The sequence below is a fragment of the Streptomyces sp. NPDC002994 genome (assembly GCF_040611155.1).
In the GTDB taxonomy this organism is placed as follows: Bacteria; Actinomycetota; Actinomycetes; order Streptomycetales; family Streptomycetaceae; genus Streptomyces.
This window is the reverse complement of sequence record NZ_JBEXNQ010000049.1, coordinates 1-22,000: the sequence shown is the minus strand read 5'-3', so window position 1 is coordinate 22,000 and position 22,000 is coordinate 1. Positions and strand designations below refer to the sequence as shown.

General features: G+C 67.7%; 23 protein-coding genes and 7 pseudogenes. 18 read left to right on the top strand and 12 right to left on the bottom strand.

What is annotated here, in order from left to right:
- Positions 1–118: 118 nt before the first annotated feature.
- Positions 119–541: an ATP-binding protein gene (locus ABZX79_RS36600; protein ID WP_355267982.1), complete on the top strand. Its 423-nt coding sequence runs from the start codon at positions 119–121 to the stop codon at positions 539–541.
- Positions 542–912: 371 nt separating this feature from the next.
- Here the strand turns inward: ABZX79_RS36600 and ABZX79_RS36595 are convergent, their stop codons facing one another.
- The 4 genes and pseudogenes from ABZX79_RS36595 to ABZX79_RS36580 all read right to left on the bottom strand — a co-directional run bounded on the left by ABZX79_RS36595 (position 913) and on the right by ABZX79_RS36580 (position 2,876).
- Positions 913–1,044: a hypothetical protein gene (locus tag ABZX79_RS36595; protein ID WP_355267979.1), complete on the bottom strand. Its 132-nt coding sequence runs from the start codon at positions 1,042–1,044 to the stop codon at positions 913–915.
- Positions 1,038–1,298, bottom strand: a complete 261-nt coding sequence (locus ABZX79_RS36590; protein ID WP_355267976.1) for a hypothetical protein — start codon at positions 1,296–1,298, stop codon at positions 1,038–1,040. Before ABZX79_RS36590 ends, ABZX79_RS36595 begins: the two co-directional genes overlap by 7 nt.
- An 87-nt stretch (positions 1,299–1,385) precedes the next feature.
- Positions 1,386–2,096: a hypothetical protein gene (locus ABZX79_RS36585; protein ID WP_355267973.1), complete on the bottom strand. Its 711-nt coding sequence runs from the start codon at positions 2,094–2,096 to the stop codon at positions 1,386–1,388.
- Positions 2,097–2,163: 67 nt separating this feature from the next.
- Positions 2,164–2,876: pseudogene (locus ABZX79_RS36580) on the bottom strand (DUF2071 domain-containing protein).
- A 144-nt stretch (positions 2,877–3,020) separates the two neighbouring features.
- Between ABZX79_RS36580 and ABZX79_RS36575 the strand changes: the two are divergent.
- From ABZX79_RS36575 to ABZX79_RS36550, 6 genes and pseudogenes are all read left to right on the top strand, one after another.
- Positions 3,021–3,320 carry a transposase gene (locus ABZX79_RS36575; RefSeq protein ID WP_355267971.1) on the top strand — a complete coding sequence of 100 codons (300 nt, stop codon included), beginning with the start codon at positions 3,021–3,023 and terminating at the stop codon, positions 3,318–3,320.
- Between the two features lie 57 nt (positions 3,321–3,377).
- Positions 3,378–3,542 (top strand): hypothetical protein, encoded by a 165-nt coding sequence (locus ABZX79_RS36570; protein WP_355267968.1) that lies wholly within the window; start codon positions 3,378–3,380, stop codon positions 3,540–3,542.
- A gap of 218 nt (positions 3,543–3,760) precedes the next feature.
- Positions 3,761–4,522 (top strand): hypothetical protein, encoded by a 762-nt coding sequence (locus tag ABZX79_RS36565; RefSeq protein WP_355267965.1) that lies wholly within the window; start codon positions 3,761–3,763, stop codon positions 4,520–4,522.
- 191 nt (positions 4,523–4,713) lie between these two features.
- Complete coding sequence (locus ABZX79_RS36560; RefSeq protein WP_355267962.1) at positions 4,714–4,851, top strand: hypothetical protein; 138 nt, start codon at positions 4,714–4,716, stop codon at positions 4,849–4,851.
- Positions 4,827–5,204 (top strand): annotated as a pseudogene (locus ABZX79_RS36555) (transposase); the annotation flags it as partial. The gene ABZX79_RS36560 and the pseudogene ABZX79_RS36555, both read left to right, overlap by 25 nt.
- Positions 5,205–5,323: 119 nt before the next feature.
- Positions 5,324–5,845 carry an alpha/beta fold hydrolase gene (locus ABZX79_RS36550; protein WP_355267959.1) on the top strand — a complete coding sequence of 174 codons (522 nt, stop codon included), beginning with the start codon at positions 5,324–5,326 and terminating at the stop codon, positions 5,843–5,845.
- Positions 5,846–6,007: 162 nt separating this feature from the next.
- On the opposite strand, the gene ABZX79_RS36545 is transcribed toward ABZX79_RS36550, so the two are convergent.
- Positions 6,008–6,511: a hypothetical protein gene (locus ABZX79_RS36545; RefSeq protein WP_355267956.1), complete on the bottom strand. Its 504-nt coding sequence runs from the start codon at positions 6,509–6,511 to the stop codon at positions 6,008–6,010.
- Between the two features lie 206 nt (positions 6,512–6,717).
- Here ABZX79_RS36545 and ABZX79_RS36540 point away from each other — a divergent pair, with 206 nt between their 5' ends.
- A complete protein-coding gene (locus tag ABZX79_RS36540; protein ID WP_355267953.1) occupies positions 6,718–7,242 on the top strand; it encodes a hypothetical protein in 525 nt (174 codons plus the stop codon).
- Positions 7,243–7,367: 125 nt separating this feature from the next.
- Positions 7,368–7,943 carry a dihydrofolate reductase family protein gene (locus tag ABZX79_RS36535; protein WP_355267950.1) on the top strand — a complete coding sequence of 192 codons (576 nt, stop codon included), beginning with the start codon at positions 7,368–7,370 and terminating at the stop codon, positions 7,941–7,943.
- On the opposite strand, the gene ABZX79_RS36530 is transcribed toward ABZX79_RS36535, so the two are convergent.
- Entirely contained in the window at positions 7,940–8,095 is a 156-nt protein-coding gene (locus ABZX79_RS36530; RefSeq protein WP_355268003.1) for a hypothetical protein, read from the bottom strand. The genes ABZX79_RS36535 and ABZX79_RS36530 overlap by 4 nt on opposite strands.
- On the opposite strand from ABZX79_RS36530, the gene ABZX79_RS36525 reads away from it, so the two are divergent.
- Positions 8,085–8,864, top strand: a complete 780-nt coding sequence (locus ABZX79_RS36525; protein ID WP_355267948.1) for a hypothetical protein — start codon at positions 8,085–8,087, stop codon at positions 8,862–8,864. The two genes, ABZX79_RS36530 and ABZX79_RS36525, sit on opposite strands and share 11 nt — an antisense overlap.
- A gap of 377 nt (positions 8,865–9,241) precedes the next feature.
- Here the strand turns inward: ABZX79_RS36525 and ABZX79_RS36520 are convergent, their stop codons facing one another.
- Positions 9,242–10,108, bottom strand: coding sequence for an AraC family transcriptional regulator (locus ABZX79_RS36520; RefSeq protein ID WP_355267945.1), 867 nt, complete (start codon positions 10,106–10,108; stop codon positions 9,242–9,244).
- A gap of 348 nt (positions 10,109–10,456) precedes the next feature.
- Between ABZX79_RS36520 and ABZX79_RS36515 the strand changes: the two genes are divergently transcribed.
- Complete coding sequence (locus ABZX79_RS36515; RefSeq protein ID WP_355267942.1) at positions 10,457–11,050, top strand: hypothetical protein; 594 nt, start codon at positions 10,457–10,459, stop codon at positions 11,048–11,050.
- A gap of 51 nt (positions 11,051–11,101) precedes the next feature.
- Positions 11,102–11,728, top strand: a pseudogene (locus ABZX79_RS36510) (transposase); the annotation flags it as partial.
- A 593-nt stretch (positions 11,729–12,321) separates the two neighbouring features.
- Here ABZX79_RS36510 and ABZX79_RS36505 read toward each other — a convergent pair.
- Positions 12,322–13,014 carry a DUF4386 domain-containing protein gene (locus ABZX79_RS36505; protein ID WP_355267939.1) on the bottom strand — a complete coding sequence of 231 codons (693 nt, stop codon included), beginning with the start codon at positions 13,012–13,014 and terminating at the stop codon, positions 12,322–12,324.
- A 122-nt stretch (positions 13,015–13,136) separates the two neighbouring features.
- Between ABZX79_RS36505 and ABZX79_RS36500 the strand changes: the two genes are divergently transcribed.
- A complete protein-coding gene (locus ABZX79_RS36500) occupies positions 13,137–13,847 on the top strand; it encodes a TetR/AcrR family transcriptional regulator C-terminal domain-containing protein (protein ID WP_355267936.1) in 711 nt (236 codons plus the stop codon).
- A gap of 209 nt (positions 13,848–14,056) precedes the next feature.
- Here ABZX79_RS36500 and ABZX79_RS36495 read toward each other — a convergent pair.
- Both ABZX79_RS36495 and ABZX79_RS36490 read right to left on the bottom strand, forming a co-directional pair.
- Positions 14,057–14,502: pseudogene (locus ABZX79_RS36495) on the bottom strand (helix-turn-helix domain-containing protein); the annotation flags it as partial.
- A gap of 234 nt (positions 14,503–14,736) precedes the next feature.
- Entirely contained in the window at positions 14,737–15,378 is a 642-nt protein-coding gene (locus tag ABZX79_RS36490; protein WP_355267934.1) for an acyltransferase, read from the bottom strand.
- Between the two features lie 133 nt (positions 15,379–15,511).
- Here ABZX79_RS36490 and ABZX79_RS36485 point away from each other — a divergent pair.
- The 4 genes and pseudogenes from ABZX79_RS36485 to ABZX79_RS36470 form a co-directional block, all read left to right on the top strand.
- A pseudogene (locus ABZX79_RS36485) lies at positions 15,512–15,734 on the top strand (HEAT repeat domain-containing protein); the annotation flags it as partial.
- Positions 15,667–16,170, top strand: coding sequence for a CbrC family protein (locus tag ABZX79_RS36480; RefSeq protein WP_355267931.1), 504 nt, complete (start codon positions 15,667–15,669; stop codon positions 16,168–16,170). The pseudogene ABZX79_RS36485 and the gene ABZX79_RS36480, both read left to right, overlap by 68 nt.
- Before the next feature lie 68 nt (positions 16,171–16,238).
- A complete protein-coding gene (locus ABZX79_RS36475; protein WP_355267928.1) occupies positions 16,239–16,793 on the top strand; it encodes a hypothetical protein in 555 nt (184 codons plus the stop codon).
- A 20-nt stretch (positions 16,794–16,813) separates the two neighbouring features.
- Positions 16,814–17,314: pseudogene (locus ABZX79_RS36470) on the top strand (S1 RNA-binding domain-containing protein); the annotation flags it as partial.
- A gap of 72 nt (positions 17,315–17,386) precedes the next feature.
- Here ABZX79_RS36470 and ABZX79_RS36465 read toward each other — a convergent pair.
- Together ABZX79_RS36465 and ABZX79_RS36460 are read right to left on the bottom strand one after the other, a co-directional pair.
- Positions 17,387–18,082 (bottom strand): annotated as a pseudogene (locus ABZX79_RS36465) (penicillin-binding transpeptidase domain-containing protein); the annotation flags it as partial.
- A gap of 133 nt (positions 18,083–18,215) precedes the next feature.
- Positions 18,216–20,123 carry an ABC transporter ATP-binding protein gene (locus ABZX79_RS36460; RefSeq protein ID WP_355267925.1) on the bottom strand — a complete coding sequence of 636 codons (1,908 nt, stop codon included), beginning with the start codon at positions 20,121–20,123 and terminating at the stop codon, positions 18,216–18,218.
- A gap of 258 nt (positions 20,124–20,381) precedes the next feature.
- Here ABZX79_RS36460 and ABZX79_RS36455 point away from each other — a divergent pair, with 258 nt between their 5' ends.
- Entirely contained in the window at positions 20,382–21,788 is a 1,407-nt protein-coding gene (locus ABZX79_RS36455) for a S1 family peptidase (protein WP_355267922.1), read from the top strand.
- Positions 21,789–22,000: the final 212 nt, after the last annotated feature.

Here is a 22,000-nt window from a genome sequence, read left to right as displayed (position 1 = left end):
TTTACCAATCTCGGCTGGCGTTCGGCAATGCCGACCGCAGTTCGTTGACGTGAGTCTTATCGCTTCATAGCGTGAGCGGTGCCCGACATCCGTCGGCACCGCTCGTCAAGGAGGGCAGATGACCGCTCTGCTCCACACCGTCGGCCCCGCGCCGGTCGATCACGTCTGCCCCGTGCCTCACGCCTCGGGGGCCGTAGCCGCCGTACGCGGACGGCTCCGCACCGTATTCGCCGAGTGGGGCCTTTCCCCCGATGTCACCATGGACGCGCTCGTGGTGGTGTCGGAGCTGCTGACCAATGCCCTCGTCCACGCCCTGCCACCGGCGACGCTGCGGTTGTCGTGGGTCCGCGTCGACGAACGCAGAGCTCTGCGCGTCGAAGTGACCGACGCGGGCCCCTCGCTCCCGGCCGACGGTGGGACTTCCCCGGACCCGGACGAGCACGGCCGAGGAATCGCCATCGTCACCGCCCTCTCGGCCCGCTGCGGCATACGGATCCACCCCGGCGGGATATCTCGCTGGGCGGATCTCCACGCAGCCTAGGCGGACGACCCGCTCACCATTGTCCCGAGGGTCACCGCGTACCGGATCTGACCGGAAGAACCCGCGCCCAGCGGACCGGCCGCCCCTACGTCGATCAGCAGCGCACCAGAGAGTGAAGGCGCGACCCGCGTGAACGCAACACCGGGACGCCTCGCTATACCTTTTGCTCACCTGCGGATGGGGCGAAACTCGCGCTCTGCGCGATGTACATCCCAACGCCGGGCGCCAGCCGGCTCGCCGCTCCAGCGGCAGCCGTACATGACGCCGCTTGAGGGGACCGTCACCGTGAATTCCGAAATGGACGTGCCTTCTGGCGACTGCCACCGACGCTTGTTCAGCCGGGGATGCTGCGGGGGGCGACTCATCGTTCTTCACTCCCCCGCGCTCTGTGCGGAGGCGGCGCGCAACCAGGCGGCGATCCAGCCCGCCTGCATGGCGGCGTCGAGGAGGTACGTCGGACGGATCCGGCCCTTGTGCACGTAGATCAGATCGATGGTCAGCAAGGTGATGGCGGTCCCAGCCCAACGCGGCGAACATGGGCCCGGCCCTGTGAGGTCCGAGCCGCCGCGAGTTGCGCGACGCCGGAGGAGACCAGTAGTCCGCCCGTCGTCATCTGAAGCCAGGTGTCGGCCTTGGGCCCGGAGACCCACTCGAAGCTGCGCAGGTGCAGCAGCGGCCACAGCCCGCCGAGGACATTGAACGCACCGTGCGCGACCGCGACAGTGCCCGCAGGCGCCCGGTCTTCCGCGTCACCCATGGACCGTCCCTTCGTACAGGAAGGCGGGGTACCCCCCCGCAGTCAGGTGACAACGACAAGGAGTCGCCGCCAGGCCGGGCGGCGGCCTCAGACAGGTGTGGACGATCCGGGACGGCTGGCCAGTCCGCGCCCTGTGGACGTCCGGCACCTGCGGGGCGCGGGACTCCGGTCCAGCGCCACCGTCGTGGTGATCCGTGTGACGGCGGGTTTCCGGGGCACCGAACCGAACCCGAAGTGCACGGGGGGCTCGATGGGCTCGATCGCGCCGAGGGCGTCACCTTCGAAGACCGCCGAAACCGCACTGATCGGCCTCAGATCCCGCGCGCCGTACCACTCTCGGCGACCGGCGCCGGCACTGCCACGGGTCCGCACGCCGGCCAGCAGCAGGCGGGCGGGAAGGTCCGTCAGCGCGCTCCATGTCGGACGGTTGGCGAGTACGCCGGGCACGGCACACAAGAGAAGGCCGAGGGGCCCTCGCCGCCCGGTGGTGAAGCACAGGTCGAGCGACCCCGCCGTGATGATCCAGGTATCTCCCTCAACGCTTACGCCGACCGGCACGATGCGCACGGTGTCGAGATCGTAGGCACCGGCAATGAAGTCCGCCGTCTTCCGAGTGGGAGCCATGAGCAACCGTTCCCCGTTCGCTCGCTCGAGCATCACGTCGCTGAACGGCCCGAACGGCGATCGCGTCCAATGTCCCATCACGATGCGCGTACCGGATGAGGTCCCTATGCCCGCGATCCATCCGTCGAAGCGCACGCGAGCGGGCCCGGTGGCCTTGCCGTGTTTTCGGCTCATCTCGTTTTCTCGCTCCTGTCGAAAGTTCTGGGCAGTGTCCGACAGGCCTCGGTGGTATCAGCCGAGGTCAAGTAAGACCGGCGCAGGGCCGGGAGGCCCCGAGGCGCACATGCCTGACTCCTTGCGAGAAGTGCACCACGGGCTCGGTGAGGGGCGGGGGGAGGCCTGCCGCGGTGGCCAGCGTCTCCTCAAGCACGTAACAGTGGCGTCGGACAACGGCCAGGGCTCGTGCTCGACAGGCGTCTCCCAGATCGCGCCGAACCGGCGCGTGTACGCCCGCCAGCGCGAAGTAAGCCATACGTCCCGGTCCGTCGGCGTAATCGGCTCGCCGGGGCGGACGACCAGACGGTATGACGGCGTACCGCTCCACCGGGAGCCCACGTACGAGATGACATCACCGCTCCGGGAGACGCTCAGTCTGCCCGGGCTGTACGGTGCGCCGACGGCACGAGCTCCCACCATCAGCGGGCAGGCCACCTCGATGGACAGGAACCAGAGCCCGTCCAGCCCGTCCGGGCGTCGGACATAGGTCCGCAGATTGATCTCCGCGAACGTCGGGAGAGGCACCCCGGCGGGTATGCCGGGAGGGCGCACGTCCGCCATGACAAAAGGCGTGAGGCCCACCCATGCCGCACCCTCGTACTCCTCCACGATCAGCCCCTCAGGCACAAGAGCCTGAACCTGAGCCGACCGGAAGGGCCAGTGCACGAAGGTCTGATTCAGCCAGTCGGCGCGGAGCGCGGGAATGCGAACCCGTTGCTCCGCTCCATACGCCACCACAGCCAGCGAGTGCCCAGCCGTCGTCGGCGGAAACATGCTGGGCCGGGCCCGCCGCCTGATGGCCGGCAGTGGTGGGCTTGATCCGCTTTGACGGACATCCGAGATCAGGGGTTCAGCCCCGGGAGGATGTCCATCATGGAGAGCATGGGGAAGAAGAGGCCTCGGCCTCGCCGTTCGTTCACGCCGGAGTTCAAGGCCGAGATCGTCGAGCTGTGTCGGCGGGGTGACCGTTCGGTCGGTCAGATCGCCAAGGACTTCGATCTGACCGAGACCGCGGTACGGCTGTGGGTCAGCCAGGCCAAGGTCGACGCGGGCGAGCGAGACGGCCTGACCAGCAGCGAACGCGAGGAACTGGCCACGCTGCGGCGGGAGAACCGCGGACTGCGCGAGGACGTCGAGGTCCTCAAGCGTGCGACGGCTTTCTTCGCGAAGAAGACCCGGTGACGGTGCACCCGTTCATCGAGGCGGTGAAGCAGAGCGGCCACAGCGTCAAGCGAGCGTGTGAACTGCTGCAGGTCTCCCGAACCGCTCTTCCCCAACCCCGTCGTCGCCGAGTCCCTTCTCGACCGACTGATCAACACCAGCCACCAAGTCATCATGAATGGCCCGAGCTTCCGTCCGAACAAGCGCCCCAAGAACACCACCGACAAGACCGGCGAGTCCTGACCAACCAGACCCCGACGAGGGGCTGGGGAATTACGTGACCCCAGCCCTGGGGAATAACGGGGTCTGGCGCTGATCTTGTGATTCATCGCTGGACAATCGCCAGCGGCTGCGGGAGTTGGGATGCCGTCATGCTGATGGCGGCCTGGGGCTCGACCCGGTAGATTAGCGATCTTCGGGTGGCGCAAACTCCCGGAGTCCCCTGAAGGCGAACGCCCATAATGAACCTTGATCAGCCCCGCGCCCGGCTTCGCCTCGACACCGCGCTGGACGGCCTGGCCGCCACCTTCCGCGGGATGACCGCCCGCCCCGACGAGCGTAACTGCGAGTGCCACTGGGGAAGCGCGGAGGAACTCGCCCTTCTCAAGACGCCGGACGTGGAGCTCGATCGCGACTTGTTGCGCAGGACCTGGCAGGCATCCGACTGGGGTGACAGCCCCGCCGTAATGCGCCGGATCCTGCCTCAGTTCGCCGCCGCTCTCTGCAACGGTCTGGTAGATGACTTCGACATCACGGAAGCCGGGCGGGCGATCGCTCGCGGCCAGTGGCACCAGGGGCCGGCCGATGGAGCTGCCGCAGTCCAAGAATTCCTCCACGCCTGGTGGGCCCACACACTCACCGACCCCGACCCCGCCGTACCCGCGCACCTGGTCTTCGCCGTGTGCGCCGAAGCCACCGCCACTCTCACACCGTGGCTCAACACCTGGGAAGCCATCCGTCACACCGTGGCCGACGGGCATCTGGCGGAAGCGGTCGCCCAGTGGGAGTACGACCTGAGGGACCGGCTCCCCTGGACATGCTGGGGCGACGAGGACGAGGAAGACGCAATGTACGCCGAGTTGACGACTTGGCTCGTCTGCCATGCCCCCGCCCGTCTCCGTGCCCACGGCGCCTCGGATGAACTGCTCGACCACATACGGCTGCTCGGACTGGCCGACGCCGACCGTTGGAACGATCCTCACTGGAACGACTGCACCTACTGAGAGCCCCACCAACCACACCGGCACATCACAAGATCAGCGCCAGACCCGAATAACGAGGCGTTCCACATGCGTACGCCGGTTTTGAGATCTGTGCTGGTAATTCGAGAGCCCCTGACCCGCCCCTGGGGCTCTCGGAGGAGGCGCTGCGGGGCCGACGGCTCGCTCTTCTGCAGACCTCATCGGGCATTCCAGTGGGACACCGGTCGCCGCGCGCCGCAGTCGCTCACCCCGGCGTCGCGGCCCTGGTCCTGGCCAGTCCCACCGTCGACCCGGTCTCCAGCGGCTGGGTGCGGCTGCTGATCCGATGGCAGCTGGACGGGCGGCGCTAGCCACCGGGACTGACGAGTCGCAACGTACGGCCATCCAGGCCAGGGCCGATGGTTCGAGGGTGGTCGGTCACGCTGGGGCACGGTTGCTGGCTGATCTCGCTGATGCCACCGGGCTCACCGCGGCGTACTCCGCCGCTCTCAGGCCGTTCCGGCCGCGTGGGACCGGGCATGATCCGGGCCGGATCGCCACCGATCTGGCGGTGATGCTCGCCGATGGAGGCGAGGCCATTGCGGATCTGGCCGTACTGCGGGACAAGGCAGGGGTGTTCGGTTCGGTCGCCTCGACACCGACGGCCTGGCGGCTGCTCGCCGACACCGATGAGAGGCCACTGTCCTCTCTGCGCTCGGCCCGTGCCCAGGCCCGGGAAGTCGCCTGGCTTCAGGCCGCCGAACACGGCGGGAGCATTCCCCCAGCCCGGGCCGCGGGACGCATTCTGCCCGGGCTGGTCCTGGACCTCGACGCCACGCTGCCATGGCCGGCCGCTTCAAGGCCGACGGCTGGCCGGCCAGTCACCTCAACCAGTGGACCTACAACACCAACCAGTCCAACGCCACCACCGCATCCCAACTCGCCCAGGAAATCGACCGAATACTGGCCGCCACCGGCGCGACCAAGGTCGACGTCGTCACCCACTCCATGGGCGGACTGTCCTCCCGCTACTACACCAAGAACCTCGGCGGTGACGCCAAGGTCGACGCCTGGATCTCCCTCGGCGGCCCCCACCACGGCACCGACACCGCCTACTGGTGCGGTGGAGCCTCCTGTACGGAAATGCCCCCCGGCTCCAGCTTCCTGGGCGCCCTCAACTCCGCCGACGAGTCCTCCGGCGCATCCCGCTACGCCACCTGGTGGTCGCCCTGCGACAGCGTCATCAACCCCGACAGCAGCGTCACCCTCACCTGCGCCACCAACACCAAGACCGCCTGCCTCAGCCACGGCGAACTGCGGACCGACACCACCGTCTACGGCCAGGTCAAGTCCTTCGTCGGCTGACACCCGAGGCCGCCCGGGCCAGTCAGGGCAATCACCCAGGCCCGTGATCTGAGAGGGGGCGGGACCTCCCGCTCCCTCGAAGACCGGGCGAGTGAGCGCAACCATGGCTGGTGCGCCTACCCAGCTGAAAGGAGTGAATCGGTGCTTCAGTCCTTCCACGCCCTATCGCCGACCCCCCTGCCGTGCAGGCCCGCCTCGACGCCCGCCGCAACCAGGTGCTGGAAGCCGAAGGTGAACGACGGTCCTTTCAGAAGATTGCCGGGCCCGCCAGCGCAGGAATGCGGCGGCACCGGTCAGGACGACGGCAAGGCTTGCCAGCACGCAGACGAGCACGTTGATCGACATCGAGACGTACTCCACCGTTGGGCCATCGGAGTAGACGCAGGCGCCGCGAAGAGGCCAGTACTCCTGTTTCATGCTTGCCAATTCGGCACCGGAGGCGTTCCGGTCTTCGCACAACTCCGGGAACGTTCCTCCCATGGTGACGGAGTACCAGCCGTAGCAGTACACGACTGTTGCCGAAGAAGAGAAGATCAGAACGAGAACGGCACAGAATTTGGACAGAGGCAGGGGTGGGTTGTTCAGCAGGAGAAAGACGGTCACGATGCCCGCTCCCGCCGTAGCCACACTGAGGAGCAGCAGCATGCCCATCAGCGGCACCGGCACTGTGTCACCTTCTCTTCGTTCATCTCCGCGGCTGCGCGGGACTGTCCACTCTTTGGCATTCAGCGGAATTGGGTGATCTGATGCCCTGGTAACAGAAAGGTGCCGCTGACCTGCAAGGATGCGGGTATCTAAGCCGTATCTGCTGCAGAAGTCAGGGCACCTTTCTGGTGGTTGAGCGTACAGGTTGGGACCGTCGGCTGTCGGTGATGGCTGACGGGAAGAGGCTGGTCGGGCATGCCGGGGCGGTGCTGCTGCGCCGGTGCGCTGACGGTACGGGGCTGACTGACGCGCTGGCCACCAGCACAGCGGCCGGCTGGCAGGAACGTGCCGGGGTACTGGTGCATCTGGCGATCGCGATCGTGCTCGGGGCTACGAACCTGTTGGAGGCCGAGCAGCTCCAACGGCATCACGGGCCGCTGTTCGGGCCTGGTGCCTCGGACTCCGCAGCCCGCCGCACGCTGGCTGTACTCGACGAAGCAGCCCTTGCGAAGACCGCCAAGGTCCGGGCGCGGGTGCGCCGACATGTGTGGAGCCTGCTGCATCTGCGGCCGGGCGGCTTCCCGTGGGTGATGGTGGCGGGCAAGCGGCTGACCGGCTGGATCGTCCGTGGTCGGAGTACATGTTTCAGACGGAGGCCGCTTCCGCGTACCCCGGTTACCGCACCGAGCGATCAAGTTCGACTCGCCATTCGACGGCGGACGTTAAAGATCAAGCTATGCCGTGTTTTGTAAGATCGCCGTCCTTCGTGGTGATCTTCGCGTGGGGCGGGGAGATCTCAGGGGATCCCGCGAGCCGTGATGAGTCCTACGGCGGCCGGCGGCCGTAGTGTCGAACCTGTTCCCGAGGAGGACTTCTGATGCGCAGCGTGACCTACTCGATGAGCGTCTCACTTGACGGCTACATCGTCGGGCCGGACGGCGACTTCGACTGGACGGCACCCGACGAGGAGGTCTTTCGCTTCTGGATCGACGAGATTCAACAGGTCGGGGCGCACCTGTTGGGACGACGGCTGTACGAGACGATGCTGTACTGGGAGACCGCCGACCAGGATCCATCGCTCGACGACTCAATGCTCGAGTGGGCCGCGATCTGGAAGCCGCTCCCCAAGGTGGTGTTCTCCACCACGCTGTCGGCGGTGCAGGGTAATGCCCGCCTGGCCTCCGGCGGACTGGCGGAGGAGATCGAGCGGTTGCGAGCCGAGCCAGGGGAGGGCGACATCGCGATCGGCGGCGCGACTCTCGCCTCCGAGGCGGCCGCATTGGGTCTGATCGACGAGTACCGGGCCATGGTCTACCCGGTGCTGGTTGGCGGTGGCATTCCGTTCTTTCCCCAGCGCGAGCGCCGGGTGGATCTCGAACTCGTCGAGACGCGCACTTTCAGCTCAAGAGTCGTCTACCTCCGTTACTGCGTGGCGCGCCAGGCCTTGCTTTAGAACTTGCTGATGTGCTGGGTGGGCCGTCCGGGAATGTCGCGGGCGGCCATCCAGATCGTGAGGTCGCGGGCAATCCGCCCGATGCTGGTCTCGGTGGCGACGTCGGGTTCGCGGCGGATGGAGTCGCGGCAGTGGCCGGCCGTGGTCGACAAGTTCCTCAGCGATCCCAAGGGCGCGGCGAAGACCGCCGGAGCGGTGCTCCTGGGGTACGCCGAGACACGCGTCGCCGCGCTGGCGGACAAGGCCATGCTTCTCAACCCGTTGACCGCGCCCCTGAAACTGGGCGAGATGGTGGTGGAGAAGGTGTCCACCGAGGTCAAGGAGGTCCGCGCGGTCGCCCACAAAGAGGGAAAGGCGGCGGCCACGATGCGCGCACTCAGCGGGTCGACCTCCTGGCACGCGGGCGACGCGATGGCGGCGGCACGCAAGCGCGGGGCCAGCCCCTGGAAGGTGGCCGAGGCGGGGATACCGAAGGTGGGTGAGGACACGGCCGAGATGAACCGGCTCTACCACCTGGGCGTGGCGCTGGTGGGCGCGCCGGTCGCCGCCGTGGACGCCCTCGACCGCGGGGACGGGCGAGGGGCGGGCAAGCACCTGGCGAAGGGGCAGGGGGCCATCGAGGAGTTCGGCCAGACGGTGATCCCGATGCTCGCGGAGGCCGACCTGTTCAAGGCGGTGCCGTCGGGGGGCGGCACGATGTCGGGCAGGGCGAACGGCGGCCGCCTGAAGCTCCCGGGCATGTCCGCCGAGCTGCAGTCGAAGGTGAACTCCATGGCCTCCGACTTCCTGGACCGGGCCGGCGTCGCCGAGCAGCAGCGTGCCGTCGGCGCTCAGCGGGGGCGGGCACCATCGGCGACCGGAGGCGGAAGGTCCTGGATCCGCACGGGAAGGACATCGGCCGCAACCAGCCGGGCTCCGTAACGGAGGGCGGCATCGGCCTGGAGTCGGGCATCGTCAAGCAGGTGAAGAACTGGACGGCCCTGGAACTCGGCCCGCCTGCTGACCCGCGGCGAAGCGGCCCTCCAGCACGAATGGTCCGAGTTCCGGGGCGCGACGCATCAGCAGGCGGTAAGCCTCGGACGAGGGGCCCCCTTCGAGGGCAGCGAGGTGTTCAAGGACGCCCACCTGCCGATCTCGAAGGCGGCGAAGAGACTCCTGGAGACCATGCCGTACGAGAAACTTCAGCTCTCCCGCGACCTTCACCCCTACAACAGATGACGCGCGGTTCGCCGTAGTCGATGACGCACCGGAGCAACGTCTCCAGCGCGCGGCGGCCCCAGACCGCCGCGCGCTGTTGCTCAGACCGCTGTCCGCTCCACGGGGATCCACAGCTCCGCGTCCGCCTGTGTCCCATCCTGCGACAGTCGGGTCCGCAGGATCTCGGGCCCCGGCCGGCTCTGATAGGGATTGGACGGGAACCACTGCGTGAACACGTCCCGCCACAGGTACTGGAGCGTCCGCGGAAACGGCCCGGAGCTCTCGAAGACTGCCCACGTCCCGGCCGAGACGGTGAGCGCGTCCATGTCCTCGGGCACCGCGGCGCGGGTCACTACGCCGTGGTAGTAGTCGAGTTCGGTTCCCTCGGCGCGACTGTCGTCCAGATCGTCACTCACCGAGATGATCCCCTCCGGCTCCTGATCGGACAAACTCTCGATCCGCTGCAGCGTCTCCTGGCCGATCTCCCGGATGAAGGTGGCAATGGCCGGGTTCACCCCCTCATGCACCAAGGGGACACGCGCCTTCCTGCCGACCACACGGAACTCGTCCTTCTCCACAACCTTGTACTGCATGCTGCTACTCCCTTCGACGATGAGGCGGAAGGACATCCGTGGCTGGGACCGCAGACTCGCACCAATTCGCCTGACCTCGCCGGGACCGACGCCGTGCATGACGCGGAACGCACGCGCGAACGCCTCCCCCGAGGTGTAGCCGTAACGCACCGCGATCTCCAGCAGCGTCCGCTCACCGCCCAGTACCTCGGCACCCGCGACGGTCAGCCGCCTGCGCCGGATGTACTCCGAGAGCGGAATCCCCGCCAACGCGGAGAACAGCCGCCGGAAGTGGTACTCCGACGTCACCACGATCCGCGCCAGGTCGGCCACCTCGATCCGCTGATCAAGGTGGCACTCGATGTGCTCCATGGCCTGGTTCAGCCGCTCCAGCACCCCGGCCTCCTTCCCTTTCGATCACTCACGTTAGGAAGGACCCACCCTGCCGGACCCGACATCCTGTGCCCGGTCCGGTCGGGTACGCCAGGCCCCGACGGCCCGCGCACACCACACCTGCATCAACCACAACGAGGGACACAAGCATCACGATCACATCTCAAACCCGGCCAAGTACTCCAGCCCGTAGATCGTGATCTTGCGTAGTGGGTGTGAATCAGTGGCTGAGCGGCGGATGGGCGCTCCGGTTGGCGGGTCATGCGCTCAGCGCACGGGGTGAGGGGGGCAGAAACGGTAGCCGCCGGCCCGCCTGGCGGCCTCTGGTTCGAGTTCTGGTGGGCCGACGGGATGGTTGACCGACGCAGCCCTCTCCTCGCGCTGTTCGTCGATGTCATCATTGCGGGTGTGAGCTCCCCCGACGCGATACCCAACGCTGGCCTGGTGCATGACCGTTGGCATGCCCGGGAGGCGCCCTACGGAGACTTCATCATGTTCTCCGACGGGTCCCTGTCGGTAATGGAACTCGTGCGGTTCTCCCCCGCAGGCCAGCTCCATGACATGCGGGCCGAGGACTGGCAGTGGCGGGAGGTCCTCCGGGCCACCGCGTGGACCCCCAGCGACTGGATGGACGTCGATACGACGTTTGCCTCATGCACCTACGCCGGAAGCCGTGCCGTGGCAGGTGAATCTTCGGACCACGGCAGTATCGGCTGGGTCGCCCTGACCTGGGACGATGACCACAACACCTTGGAATGGATCGCGGTCTCCCGCTCGTCCAATCCGTTCACCGAAGTCACCTTGGACGCAACCACGGTGACCGCCACCAGCACCCTGGGCAGCATCTGGACCTTCCCCAGAAACACCCCCCAGCAGGTGAAGATCACCGGGGATCCGAGCTGTCCCTGGCCCTCGCCATCTCAGACAGGCGGTCCCGCCGGCTAACCCGCTCATCCACCAACTCGATCAATCAGTCATAGTGGGGCCACCGCGGACATGAGTGCGGCAGCCATCGTTGATCATCGGCGTGTGAAGACGAACGATCACGCGGTGACCGCGAGCCACATCGTAGACTCCGCCCGCTGGCAGGAGGCGTTCACAGCCCTCATGGGCCGTAACGCGGATCGGTTCGCGCTGGTCGAGCCCCGGCGCCGCGCACGGCAGTTGGTGCTCAGCCTACTGTCGGACCTGCCACGCAAGAACTGCTGGACCATCGCCGAGTGGGCCGGGGAAGCAACCCCGGACGGCATGCAGCACCTGCTCGGCCGGGCCAAGTGGGACGCCGACCGGGTACACGACGACGTGCGCGACTACGTGGTGGAGCACCTGCACCACGACCAGTCGGTGCTGGTGGTCGATGAGACCGGCAATGTAAAGAAGGGCACCGGAACGGTCAGCGTTCCAGCGCCAGTACACCGGCACCGCCGGCAGGATCGAGAACGCGCAGGTCGCCGTCTATTTGGTCTACGCCAGCCGCCGGGGCCACGCCACGTCGCAGTGGACCGGGAACTGTACGTCCCGCGCTGCTGGATCGCCGGCCCCCGACCGCTGCCGCGCTGCGGGTCTTGCCGAGGAGACCTACTTCGCCACCGACCCGGAGCCGGCCGGCGGCCAAATCAGCGAGCAGGCGACGCCGAAGGGCAGATGCCTTCAGCGAAGCCGGAGAGCGCCCTGATGCTCGCGCGCTACGCCGCCTGGCAGAACCTGGGGTCTGACCCGCTGCCACGAGGCCGTAAAACCCTGGAGCGACTGCAACTCCACCTCGACTCGGTCCACGTCCTGGAAGCCGAACTTCAACGCCGCTATGCCGCGGGATCGCCGCTTGCTCAGCCCCTGGCAATGACCGACGGCACGCACTCCTGGCCGCTGGTGGTGACGCGAATGTTGCCCGATCCGCAAACACCGCAGGGCAGTCGTGAAGCGACGACCTCGCTCATGGCACCGTTGCGGTGCTCAGGAGCGATCCGCCCGCCGCTCTGCCGTACCGGGCCTATCCTGCGCCGCCATCCCCACTCCCCCGCCATGGCACTCAATCGCCATGTCCCGGTATGCCCCGGTAGCCGGCGAGGTAAGCAATCCATGGCCAAGCAAGCATCTGAAAGAGTCGAAAAGCAGGGGCGTGAGTATCCGTCGCGGCGGATCTCCGCACGCTGGGCCCGATCCGTCTTTCCTCAGGAATCAGGGTCCGACCGCGCACCCGTCGCCCGCTCCTCTCCTTACTCGTCACCAGGGGTGAGGGGAGATGGATTGAATCCTTTGGTGATGAGCCGGACGGCAAGTATCACTTCCCAGGCGAATACGGGGATCGCCATGACCGACCCCACCAGGGAGACCTGCTCGTAGAGCCCGAACATCACAGCGGTCGCCGAAGCACAGATCAACGAGCCCCCGACAAGTCCCAGGACGGCGATGAACCGTGGCACGAGCCCCGAGCGGTACATCAACCACGCCAGAACCAGCGAGTTCGCCCCCAGGACGAAGTTGGGCCCGAAAAGGAACGTCCAGTCATGGATCGCTACGAGCGTTTCGCCGGCCGTGACCAGAGACCCGGTATCGGCGCCCGGCGTTTGCGCGAAGTCTCTCCTCAGCGTCACGACCGACAGGACGCTGATGATGCCGACGACGATGACGGCGGCTTCAAGAAGGCGAGCGCAGACATAGCCCAGCGCGGCCCCCTCGTTCTGCCTCTTGATGATCGGAAACAGTGTGACCCCGGTGCCGATGACGGCTGTCACTAGGACGATCTCGAACAGTGCCCCCAGGAACACCCGAGTGTCGGCGCCGGAGCCGACGACGTACTCGGCGCCGTCCAGAGCGGGGCCGTACAGCGCGAGCCCGCCGATCGCCGAGACCTCGGTGAGAAGGAAGAACACACCCGCGACAACAGCGGTCTTTCTTGTTGAGTCCACCTGGACCCTCCACCCCATGAATGGTGTACGGCGTACACCTGCGGCTCAGCGTAGGTGTACGCCGTACACTCGTCAAGGTGGGAACCCAGTTCACGACGGATCAATCAGGGAGCTGATCAGAAATGGCCCAGCAGACGGAGGCAGTGCGCCGGGCGCCTCTGAGCAGGGACCGAGTGCTGCGCGCCGCCGTCGCGCTTGCCGATGAAATCGGGATCGAAGCGCTCAGCATGCGAAAGCTCGCGCAGGAGCTGGGTGTGGTGCCGATGGCCCTCTACAAGCACGTCGCCAACAAGGACCAGCTCCTGGACGGCATGGTCGATGTCGTCGTCGGCGAGATCGACCCTCCGGCGCCGGGGTCCGACTGGAAGAGTGCGGTCCGCCAGAGGATCCTCTCGGCGCGACGCGCTCTCCTGGGCCACTCCTGGGCGGCGCAAGTGGTGCAATCGCGAGCCCGCCCGACGCCGGTCGTGCTCGCGTACATGGACTCGGTGATCGGAATGTTCCGGACCGGCGGCTTCTCCGTCGATCTGACGCACCATGTGATGCACGCCCTGGGCAGCCGGATGCTGGGGTTCACCCAGGAGCTGTTCGACGCTTCACCCGCCCCCGACCCGCGAGCGCAGACGGCAGTGGTCCCTGCGGACGCCGGGAAGTTCCCCTACGTGACGGAACTGGCCATGGCAGTGGCCCACGACGAGGAATCCGTCGTGGGCCCCGGCTGTGACGATCAGTTCGAGTTCGAGTTCGCCCTGGATCTCCTCCTGGACGGGTTCGAACGGCTCCATCAGCAGGGTTGGACTTCCGCCAACCCTTCGGGGGAGAAGACCGCCTAAGGGCGTGCAGAAGAACAACATGCGGGCGAGCAGAGCACTGACCTGCGGAACCGAGCCTCAAAACCCACAGGTTAATTATCTACAGGCCCTAACTTGATCTTTAACCTGTGCGGCGGGGCCGTGAGGTGGTTGATTTTTTCGTTCGCCGTTTCGCTGGCTGCGTTTTGCGGGGTGTGCACGTCGTGGCGTGGTGTGGGCCGGGTGTTCTGGGTATAGGCGATCTCCACGTTGTTCGACGCCGCCCAGGTGCCGACCCGCTGGCACCGCTTTGTGGTCAGGTGCGGGGAGTAGTTGTCACAGACGATCGCAATGCGCGTTGAAAGGAGACGCCCTCCTCGCGGAGCAGGACCCGAAGGCCCTCGTGGCTGATGTCGTCGACCACCCCCTCGGCGACCAGGAAGTCGGCCAGCTTGGCCAGGCTCCAGGTCGAGAAGGGAAGGCCGTGCTCGGCCGGCTTGGACTTGGCGATCTTCTTGATCTCACGGCGTTCTGGGAGGGTGAACGTCTTGGGCCGGCCGCCCTTGTACTTCGGGTAGAGGGAGTCGAAGCCGTCGGCGTTGAAGTTGTGGATCACGTCCCGGACCCGGTCTGCGCTGGTGAACGTCACCTCGGCGATCTTCGCCACGGGCATGCCCTGCGCGGACAGCAGCACCATCTGGGCCCGCCGTCAGGTCACCACCGACCCGGTGCCCCTGCGGATGATCCGCAGCAGCCGCCGACCCTCGTCGTCATCGATCTCGCGGATACGTACTCGTTCGGCCACCAGCACAGCGTGCCGGATGCGCGCCGCCGGAGTGGAATCTGGACAGCGCGTCACCTCAGCACAGCACAGCACAGCACAGCACAGCACAGCACAGCACAGCACAGCACAAGGGTCACTGATGCGGTGCTAGCCGAGATTCAGAACCTCATCGTCCGCGTGCGTGCCGAACTCGGCGACGCGCACCTCCGCGATCTGCTCGTACCGGCTGATCCGGTCGGTCCACTCCGCGTCGACACCGAACGCCACCTGCGCGAAGCCCACCCGGCCGACGGCCTCGGCCAAGCCCGGATCACCAGGGGCCAGCAGCCGCACCGGCGCGTCAAGCGCCACGGTGTGCGGCGGCACGAAGTACTCGTCCGGCAGAACGGTGCGCGCATGGACGAGCGCGCCGACAGCGACAACCGAGCCAGCCCCCAACCGTGCGCACTGCAGAACAGTCGCCGTGGTCGCCACATAGACGCACCTGCCGACCTCGCAGCCCAGCAGCGTGGCATGCGGCCCCACGAAGACGTGGTCGCCGACAAGCACCGGCTGATCGCCAGCGACCGCAGACCCGCGCAGCACCGCGTTCTCGCAGATCACCGCCGCCTCCCCGACCTCGACCCGAGACCCCTCGGCATCGAGCACCGCACCGTACATCACCCGCGCCCTCGGCCCCACGCGGACATCACCGACCAGCGTGGCCGTCGGGGCGACGTAGGCGGTGGGATGGACCTGCGGTTCATGCCCGCGATGTCGGATGCGGATTCCCTGCGTTTCAGCGATCATGAGCGGATTCTCGCCCGACCGACCGCGAGTATGCTGGCGGTTTTCAGACATCGCGTTTCGTCGAGACCTGTGCCATCCGCGATCTGAGGCACTACAGAGCGAACGTTGGCTGATGCGGCACTAGCATCCGGTTATGGCGATGCTCGTGCATTTGACCTCGGCGGCGATCGCGCCGCGCATCCGACGGTCCGGGATCCGGGCCGCCAGCTCCGGACAGGGCAGCATGCGCGGGGTGTACTGCTTCCCGGTACTGCCGTCGTACACCCTCACCACCAATCCAATCGCTGCGTGAACTGGCCCGTTTCGGCAGCCGGGGAGGGCTTGTGGCCGTCCATGTGCGACTGGACGACGATCAGCACGGGGTGGATCTACACCGCGACCTTCTACACCGCGCAAGAGGTCAACGGGAGCTTCTGCCCCTGGTGCATCGCAGATGGCAGCGCCGCTGAACGGTTCGCGGGCGAGTTCACCGACACTTATGGGCTCGACGGTGTCAGCGAGCAAGCCTTTCACGAGGTCGCCCGCCGCACGCCGGGCTTCCATGCCTGGCAGGATCCGCGCTGGCTTGTCCACTGCCGGGACGCGGCCGCTTTCATCGGCGAGGTCGGGTACACCGAACTGTCGGCGCACCCCGAGGCCCTCGACCAGCTCCGTCTCGACCTGCGCATGGACGGCTGGCACGGTGCATCTCAGCTTGAGCACTTCCTGACCCACCTCCGTGAGGGAGCAAGCGCCATGCTCTTCCGCTGCACCGTCTGCGGCACCCATCTCGCCTACGCCGACGCCTCTTAACCCACCGCGTTCTCTTCGGTTGCGGAGCCACCAGGGTGGCTGTCAGCGGGCGCGGATACGGTCCTGGTATGTCGAACTCGTACACGACGCTGTGGACCAACGATCTGTGCCGCCAGCTTGAGCAGTCCGGTTACGCCGGCCAGCGGCTGACGATGCTGTTTGGCGGACCGCACCAGTCGCTGCCGAGTTTCCAGCGGGCGGGCGTGCAGCCCGGTGATCGGATCTACCCCCTGCGGGTCCTGCGCACCCGGCTGCACGTGCTGGGCGCGATGGAGGTGGCCCGGATCATCCCCTACGAGGACGCGGGCACGGTGCTCCATGATGACGATTACGCAAAGCTCTTGGACTGGCGGCCGTTGAAAGTCGGCTGCGTCACCGAGGTGGTGACTGGCCCGCCTGGGTCCCCGCTCGCGTTCGGCACAACCGTGCCGCCGTACCTTCTGGAGCGGTTGACCTATACCTCACGCCGCGGCGAGCGGACACTGAAGTACATCGAGGAAGGCAGGCTGATCCGCTCGGTCAGCCTCCAGGGCATCTACCGGCTCGCCCCCGCCTCCGCCTCCGAACTGCGCCAGCTGGTCCTGGCCACAGAAGGTTCCACGATGACCCGAGCGGAAGGCTGAACGACGTGGACGACGTGACCAGCGAGGCCGGCCGAACTTTCCTTCGGACTTTGCAGAAAGGCCAGGTCCGCAGGGGTGTGGTGTCTTCGCTGGTCAATTTCGGCGCGTTCATCGATCTCGGCGGCTGTGTCGATGGCCTGGTAAACGTGGCGGAAGTGTCCTGGCGGCACTACGACCGCCTGGCGGACGTGGTTGAGGTGGGCCAGGACGTCACGGTAGTGGTCCTGGACATCGATCTGGACCGGGTACGGATGTCTCTCTCCTTGAAGGCATTGCAGTTCGACCCGTTCAAGGACTTCGCTCGTACTCACCTCGGGCGCGTGCTTTCCGGCAGCGTGACCAAGGTCGTCCCCTTCGGCGTCTTCGTCCAAGTACATGAAGGCATTGAAGGGGTGCTCCACGAGTCTGAGTTCAACGACCGCGACCCCGGCCGCCTCGCTTCGCTCCCACAGGTCGGCGACGAAGTCGTCGTTGAGATCATCGACATCAATTTCACGCTTCGCAGAGTCTCACTGTCTCTGCACTGATGGGCCGCTCGTGAGCCTGTACTGGTTCAGCAGTGGGGGCTGGTGGACCGGCTGTCAGTGGGCCGGGGCGCCGGACGGGGCGTCGACGTCCGTGACCACGCCGTGCTCCAGCACCGCGGCAGCCGTGAGGATCTTGAAGGTGGAGCCGGGCGGGAACGTCTCGCGCAGCGCACGGTTCGCCAGCGGCTTGCTGTTGTCGGCTGCGAGTGCCTGGAACTTGTCGCTCTCCTTGAACGTCATCCCTGCGTACACGGAAGGGTCGTACGAGGGCGCGGACGCGAGGGCGAGCACTTTGCCGGTGCTCGGTTCGAGGGCGAGGACCGCGCCCCTGGCCCCGAGATCCGTCAGCCCCTTGTAGGCGGCTTTCTGCGCCTTGGGGCCGATGGTCGTGACGACAGATCCGCCGCGCAGCAGCTCCCCGGTCAGGACGTTCCGCGCCCGCTTGAACGCGAAGCGGTCGTCCTGTCCGCTCAGAATCGAGTCGTACGTCTTCTCCAGCAGCGACATTCCCTGGGCCTGGGAGGCGTAGTCCGCTTGTACTTGAAGTCCTGGTCGGCGACTTCCTTCGAGCCGGTGACCGGTTGTCCGGCGACGGTGATGTCCCCGCGCGGTTCGGCGAACCGGGCTGTCTTCACCCGCCGGTGTTCTCGTGGTTGGCGAGGGTTTCCCCCTGGACGAACTGGACCCAGTTGATCCGCAGGAGCAGGGGGCCAGTATCAGCAACCCGCAGAAGATCGCCACGCGCCTCAGCGGCCTGTTCATTCGCTGCCCCCAACCCTCCACGCCGCTCCACCGCATGCGTGCCCGAAAAGATCTATCCACGGAGGGACGGTGTGGAAGGGGTCCGCGGGTGCCCACCGGCCGGGACGGCTTGGTCACGCCGGGCTGTCGGAGTTCACAGCGCTGCCGGGGCGCCCTGCTTCGCCTGCGGTTCTTCCATGCCCGGGCGTTCGAACTGGGTGCGGTGCAACTCCTCGTAGCGGCCACCCGCCGCCAGCAGCTCGGTGTGCGTCCCGCGTTCGACGACCCGGCCTTCCTCGACGACCAGGATCAGGTCGGCGGCCCGTACGGTCGACAGGCGGTGAGCGATCACCACGGCGGTACGTCCCTCGAGCGCCTCGGCCAGTGCCTCCTGTACGGCTGCCTCCGACGTGGAGTCGAGGTGCGCGGTCGCCTCGTCGAGGATGACGACGCGCTGGCGCGCCAGCAGCAGGCGGGCGATGGTCAGGCGCTGCCGCTCGCCGCCGGAGAGCCGGTAGCCGCGTTCCCCCACGACGGTGTCCAGGCCGTCGGGCAGTGAGGCCACGAGGCCGTCCAGGCGGGAGCGGCGCAGGGCGTCCCAGATGTCGTCCTCGGTGGCGTCGGGCCTGGCGAGGAGCAGGTTGGCGCGTACGGACTCGTGGAAGAGGTGCCCGTCCTGGGTGACCATGCCGAGAGTCTCGCGGATTGAGTCGGCGGACAGGTCCCGTACGTCGACGCCATTCAGCCGTACGGACCCGGAGTCGGCGTCGTACAGCCGCGGCAGGAGCTGCGCGATCGTGGACTTGCCGGCGCCGGAGGAACCGACGAGGGCGACCATGTGGCCGGGTTCGGCGCGGAACGAGACGTCGTGCAGGACCTCTGTGCCGCCACGCGAGTCGAGGGCTGCCACATCCTCCAGGGAGGCGAGGGACACCTTGTCCGCGGACGGGTAGCCGAAGGAAACCCGGTCGAACTCCACGGACACCGGCCCGTCCGGTACCCGCCGGGCGTCCTGCTTCTCGGCGATCAGCGGGCGCAGGTCGAGGATTTCGAAGACGCGCTCGAAGCTCACGAGGGCGCTCATCACCTCAACCCGTGCGCCGGCGAGTGCCGTGAGCGGGGCGTAGAGCCGGGTGAGGAGCAGGGCGAGAGCGACGACGGCTCCGGGGTCGAGGCTGCCGCGCAGGGCGTAGAAGCCGCCGAGTCCGTAGACGAGGGCCAGCGCCAGTGCGGACACCAGGGTGAGCGCGGTGATGAACGTGGACTGCGCCATGGCGGTACGGATGCCGATGTCGCGCACTCTGCGTGCGCGGGCGGCGAATTCGGCGGACTCGTCGGCCGGACGGCCGAAGAGCTTGACGAGGGTCGCGCCGGGGGCGGAGAAGCGTTCGGTCATCTGGGTGCCCATGGCGGCGTTGTGGTGGGCGGCCTCGCGCTGGAGCGTCGCCATGCGTGCGCCCATCCGGCGGGCGGGCACGACGAACGCCGGCAGCAGGACGAGGGCGAGCAGGGTGATCTGCCACGAGATGCTGAGCATGACGGCGAGGGTCAGCAGCAGGGTGACGAGGTTGGACACGACGCCGGAGAGCGTGTTGCTGAAGGCGCGCTGGGCACCGATGACGTCGTTGTTGAGGCGGCTGACGAGCGCACCGGTCCGGGTGCGGGTGAAGAAGGCGACCGGCATCCGCTGAACGTGATCGAAGACCGCCGTGCGGAGGTCGAGGATCAGCCCCTCCCCGAGGGTGGCCGACAGCCTGCGGGTCAGCAGGCCCAGCCCTGCCTCGGCGACGGCGATGACCGCGATGAGCAGGGCGAACCGGGTGACCGTTCCCTCTTCGCGTCCCCGGACGATCGCGTCGACGACACGTCCCGCGAGCACCGGCGTGGCCACCGCGAGGAGGGCGGTCACCACACTGAGCAGCAGGAAGCGGTACAGCTGCCGGTGATGCGGCCCGGCGAACCGGGCGATGCGGCGCAGGGTGGTCCGGGAGACGGGCCTGCGGTCCTGACTGGCGTTGATCGCGTTGTGCAGCGATGTCCAAGCGGTGACTTCCATGTCCATGGGCGTGACGCTAAGACCTCAATCGGACTTGAGGTCAACCCGTCCCGGAAGCGGGGTGCTCCGGCGCCGCCCGCGGGTGCGACGGGGCGGGCTCGTCCGGGTCCCCCCGGCCGGTCAGATCCGCGGCCTGACAAACCGTCCGCGCAGATATCCGCGAGTGCGATGAGAACAACACGCACCTCATGCGTATCAAGAGGCGGACGCGTCCCCCGGCTGCCCATCGGCAACCGGCTCCGTACCCCTACAGGAGGCGGCGAGTTGAGTCACAGGCGAATAACCAAGCGAAAGGCCGTTCTGGCGGGAGCGGGGGCGGTCGGCATTGCCGCGGCCGCTGTCCTGCTTCCGCAGGCCTACGCCGGGCAGGACGGGGCCCGGTCCGACGCGTCGGCCCCCCGGCAGATGAGCGCGGCCTCCGCGGCGGAGCTGCTCCAGCAGCTCGGCAAGCAGCTCGGTGAGTCCTACGGCGGCGCGTACTACGACGCCGGCAAGCAGCAGCTCGTCGTGAATGTCGTGGGCGACAACAACGAGATCGACGTGCGGGTCAGGAAGGCCGGCGCGGTGCCGAGGAGCGTCGACAACAGCGTGAGCGAGCTGAGCGCGGCCAAGAGCACACTGTCCCGCAAGGCCACCGTTCCGGGCACGTCGTGGGCCATCGACCCGAGAAACAACCAGGTCCTTGTCACGGCCGACCGAACCGTCACGGGTGAGCGCTGGGAGAGGCTCGAGTCGGCGGTGGAGAACCTCGGGCCGGGCGTGGCCCGGATCCAGAAGTCCGGGGGCGAGTTCAAGACGTTCCTCGAAGGCGGCGACGCCATCTTCGGCGGCGGCGCGCGCTGCTCACTCGGCTTCAACGTGACCACGCAGGACGGCAGTCCGGGCTTCCTGACCGCCGGACACTGCGGTGTGGCGGCCGAGCAGTGGTCGGAGGAAGCCGGCGGCGGGCCGATCGGCACCGTCCAGGAAGCGGTGTTCCCCGGCGCGGGCGACTTCGCGCTCGTGACGTACGACGACCCCGCCACCGAGGCTCCGAGCGAGGTCGACACCGGCGACGGGCAGACGGTGGCGATCGCCCGGGCCGCCGACGCCGCGGTGGGCCAGGACGTCATCCGGATGGGCAGTACGACGGGCCTCAGCGACGGCCAGGTCACCGGCCTCGACGCCACGGTGAACTACCCGGAGGGCACGGTGACGGGCCTCATCCAGACCAACGTGTGCGCTGAGCCCGGCGACAGCGGCGGCGCGCTCTTCACAGCCGACGGCAGCGCGATCGGCCTCACGTCGGGCGGCAGCGGGAACTGCACGGCGGGAGGCGAGACGTTCTTCCAGCCGGTCACCACGGCGCTCGAAGCGGTCGGCGCCCGGGTCGGTGACGGCGCGGGCGGCGATGCCGGCGACGACGACGGTGCGGACGGGGCTCAGGAGAACGGCGGAGCCGGGGACAGCGCGGGTGCCGATGCCGGTGCCGAGGACAGCGGCGGCGTCGCGAACAACGGCGGCGCGGAGGCGAACGCCGGTGCGGACGGCGGTGTGGACACCGGGGCAGACGCCGGTGTCCAGGGCAACGGCGGTGCGGACGGCACCGGCGTCGGCGGACCCGACGAGGTCGGTGGCGACGACGCACAGGGCGATGCGGTCGTGGACGACGACGGCGCCCTGCACAACTGAGGCGATCCGCCCTCTTCGCCAGGCCCTCGACCGCGTACGCCCGTGCGGCGAAGGAAGAGTAAGCCGCGGTCGAGCACTGTCCGGCGCGACGGCCGGGGACGCCGCGGCGGACAGCCCGGCGCCCCGGGCTGCGGCGTCATTCGGCGGCCGCGATCATCTCGCTGATGTTCATCCGTGGAAGCACCGTTGCGCGCCCCGGGCGTGCGGGGCGC

Bases quoted from the DNA above. Each gene is read 5' to 3' on its own strand.
- ABZX79_RS36460 (WP_355267925.1), bottom strand. From the start codon at position 20,123: ATGGACATGGAAGTCACCGCTTGGACATCGCTGCACAACGCGATCAAC.
- ABZX79_RS36535 (WP_355267950.1), top strand. From the start codon at position 7,368: ATGCGCAGCGTGACCTACTCGATGAGCGTCTCACTTGACGGCTACATC.
- ABZX79_RS36550 (WP_355267959.1), top strand. From the start codon at position 5,324: ATGGCCGGCCGCTTCAAGGCCGACGGCTGGCCGGCCAGTCACCTCAAC.
- ABZX79_RS36490 (WP_355267934.1), bottom strand. From the start codon at position 15,378: ATGATCGCTGAAACGCAGGGAATCCGCATCCGACATCGCGGGCATGAA.
- ABZX79_RS36540 (WP_355267953.1), top strand. From the start codon at position 6,718: ATGGCTGACGGGAAGAGGCTGGTCGGGCATGCCGGGGCGGTGCTGCTG.
- ABZX79_RS36590 (WP_355267976.1), bottom strand. From the start codon at position 1,298: ATGGGTGACGCGGAAGACCGGGCGCCTGCGGGCACTGTCGCGGTCGCG.
- ABZX79_RS36515 (WP_355267942.1), top strand. From the start codon at position 10,457: ATGGTTGACCGACGCAGCCCTCTCCTCGCGCTGTTCGTCGATGTCATC.
- ABZX79_RS36600 (WP_355267982.1), top strand. From the start codon at position 119: ATGACCGCTCTGCTCCACACCGTCGGCCCCGCGCCGGTCGATCACGTC.
- ABZX79_RS36565 (WP_355267965.1), top strand. From the start codon at position 3,761: ATGAACCTTGATCAGCCCCGCGCCCGGCTTCGCCTCGACACCGCGCTG.
- ABZX79_RS36475 (WP_355267928.1), top strand. From the start codon at position 16,239: ATGTCGAACTCGTACACGACGCTGTGGACCAACGATCTGTGCCGCCAG.
- ABZX79_RS36500 (WP_355267936.1), top strand. From the start codon at position 13,137: ATGGCCCAGCAGACGGAGGCAGTGCGCCGGGCGCCTCTGAGCAGGGAC.
- ABZX79_RS36585 (WP_355267973.1), bottom strand. From the start codon at position 2,096: ATGAGCCGAAAACACGGCAAGGCCACCGGGCCCGCTCGCGTGCGCTTC.
- ABZX79_RS36575 (WP_355267971.1), top strand. From the start codon at position 3,021: ATGGGGAAGAAGAGGCCTCGGCCTCGCCGTTCGTTCACGCCGGAGTTC.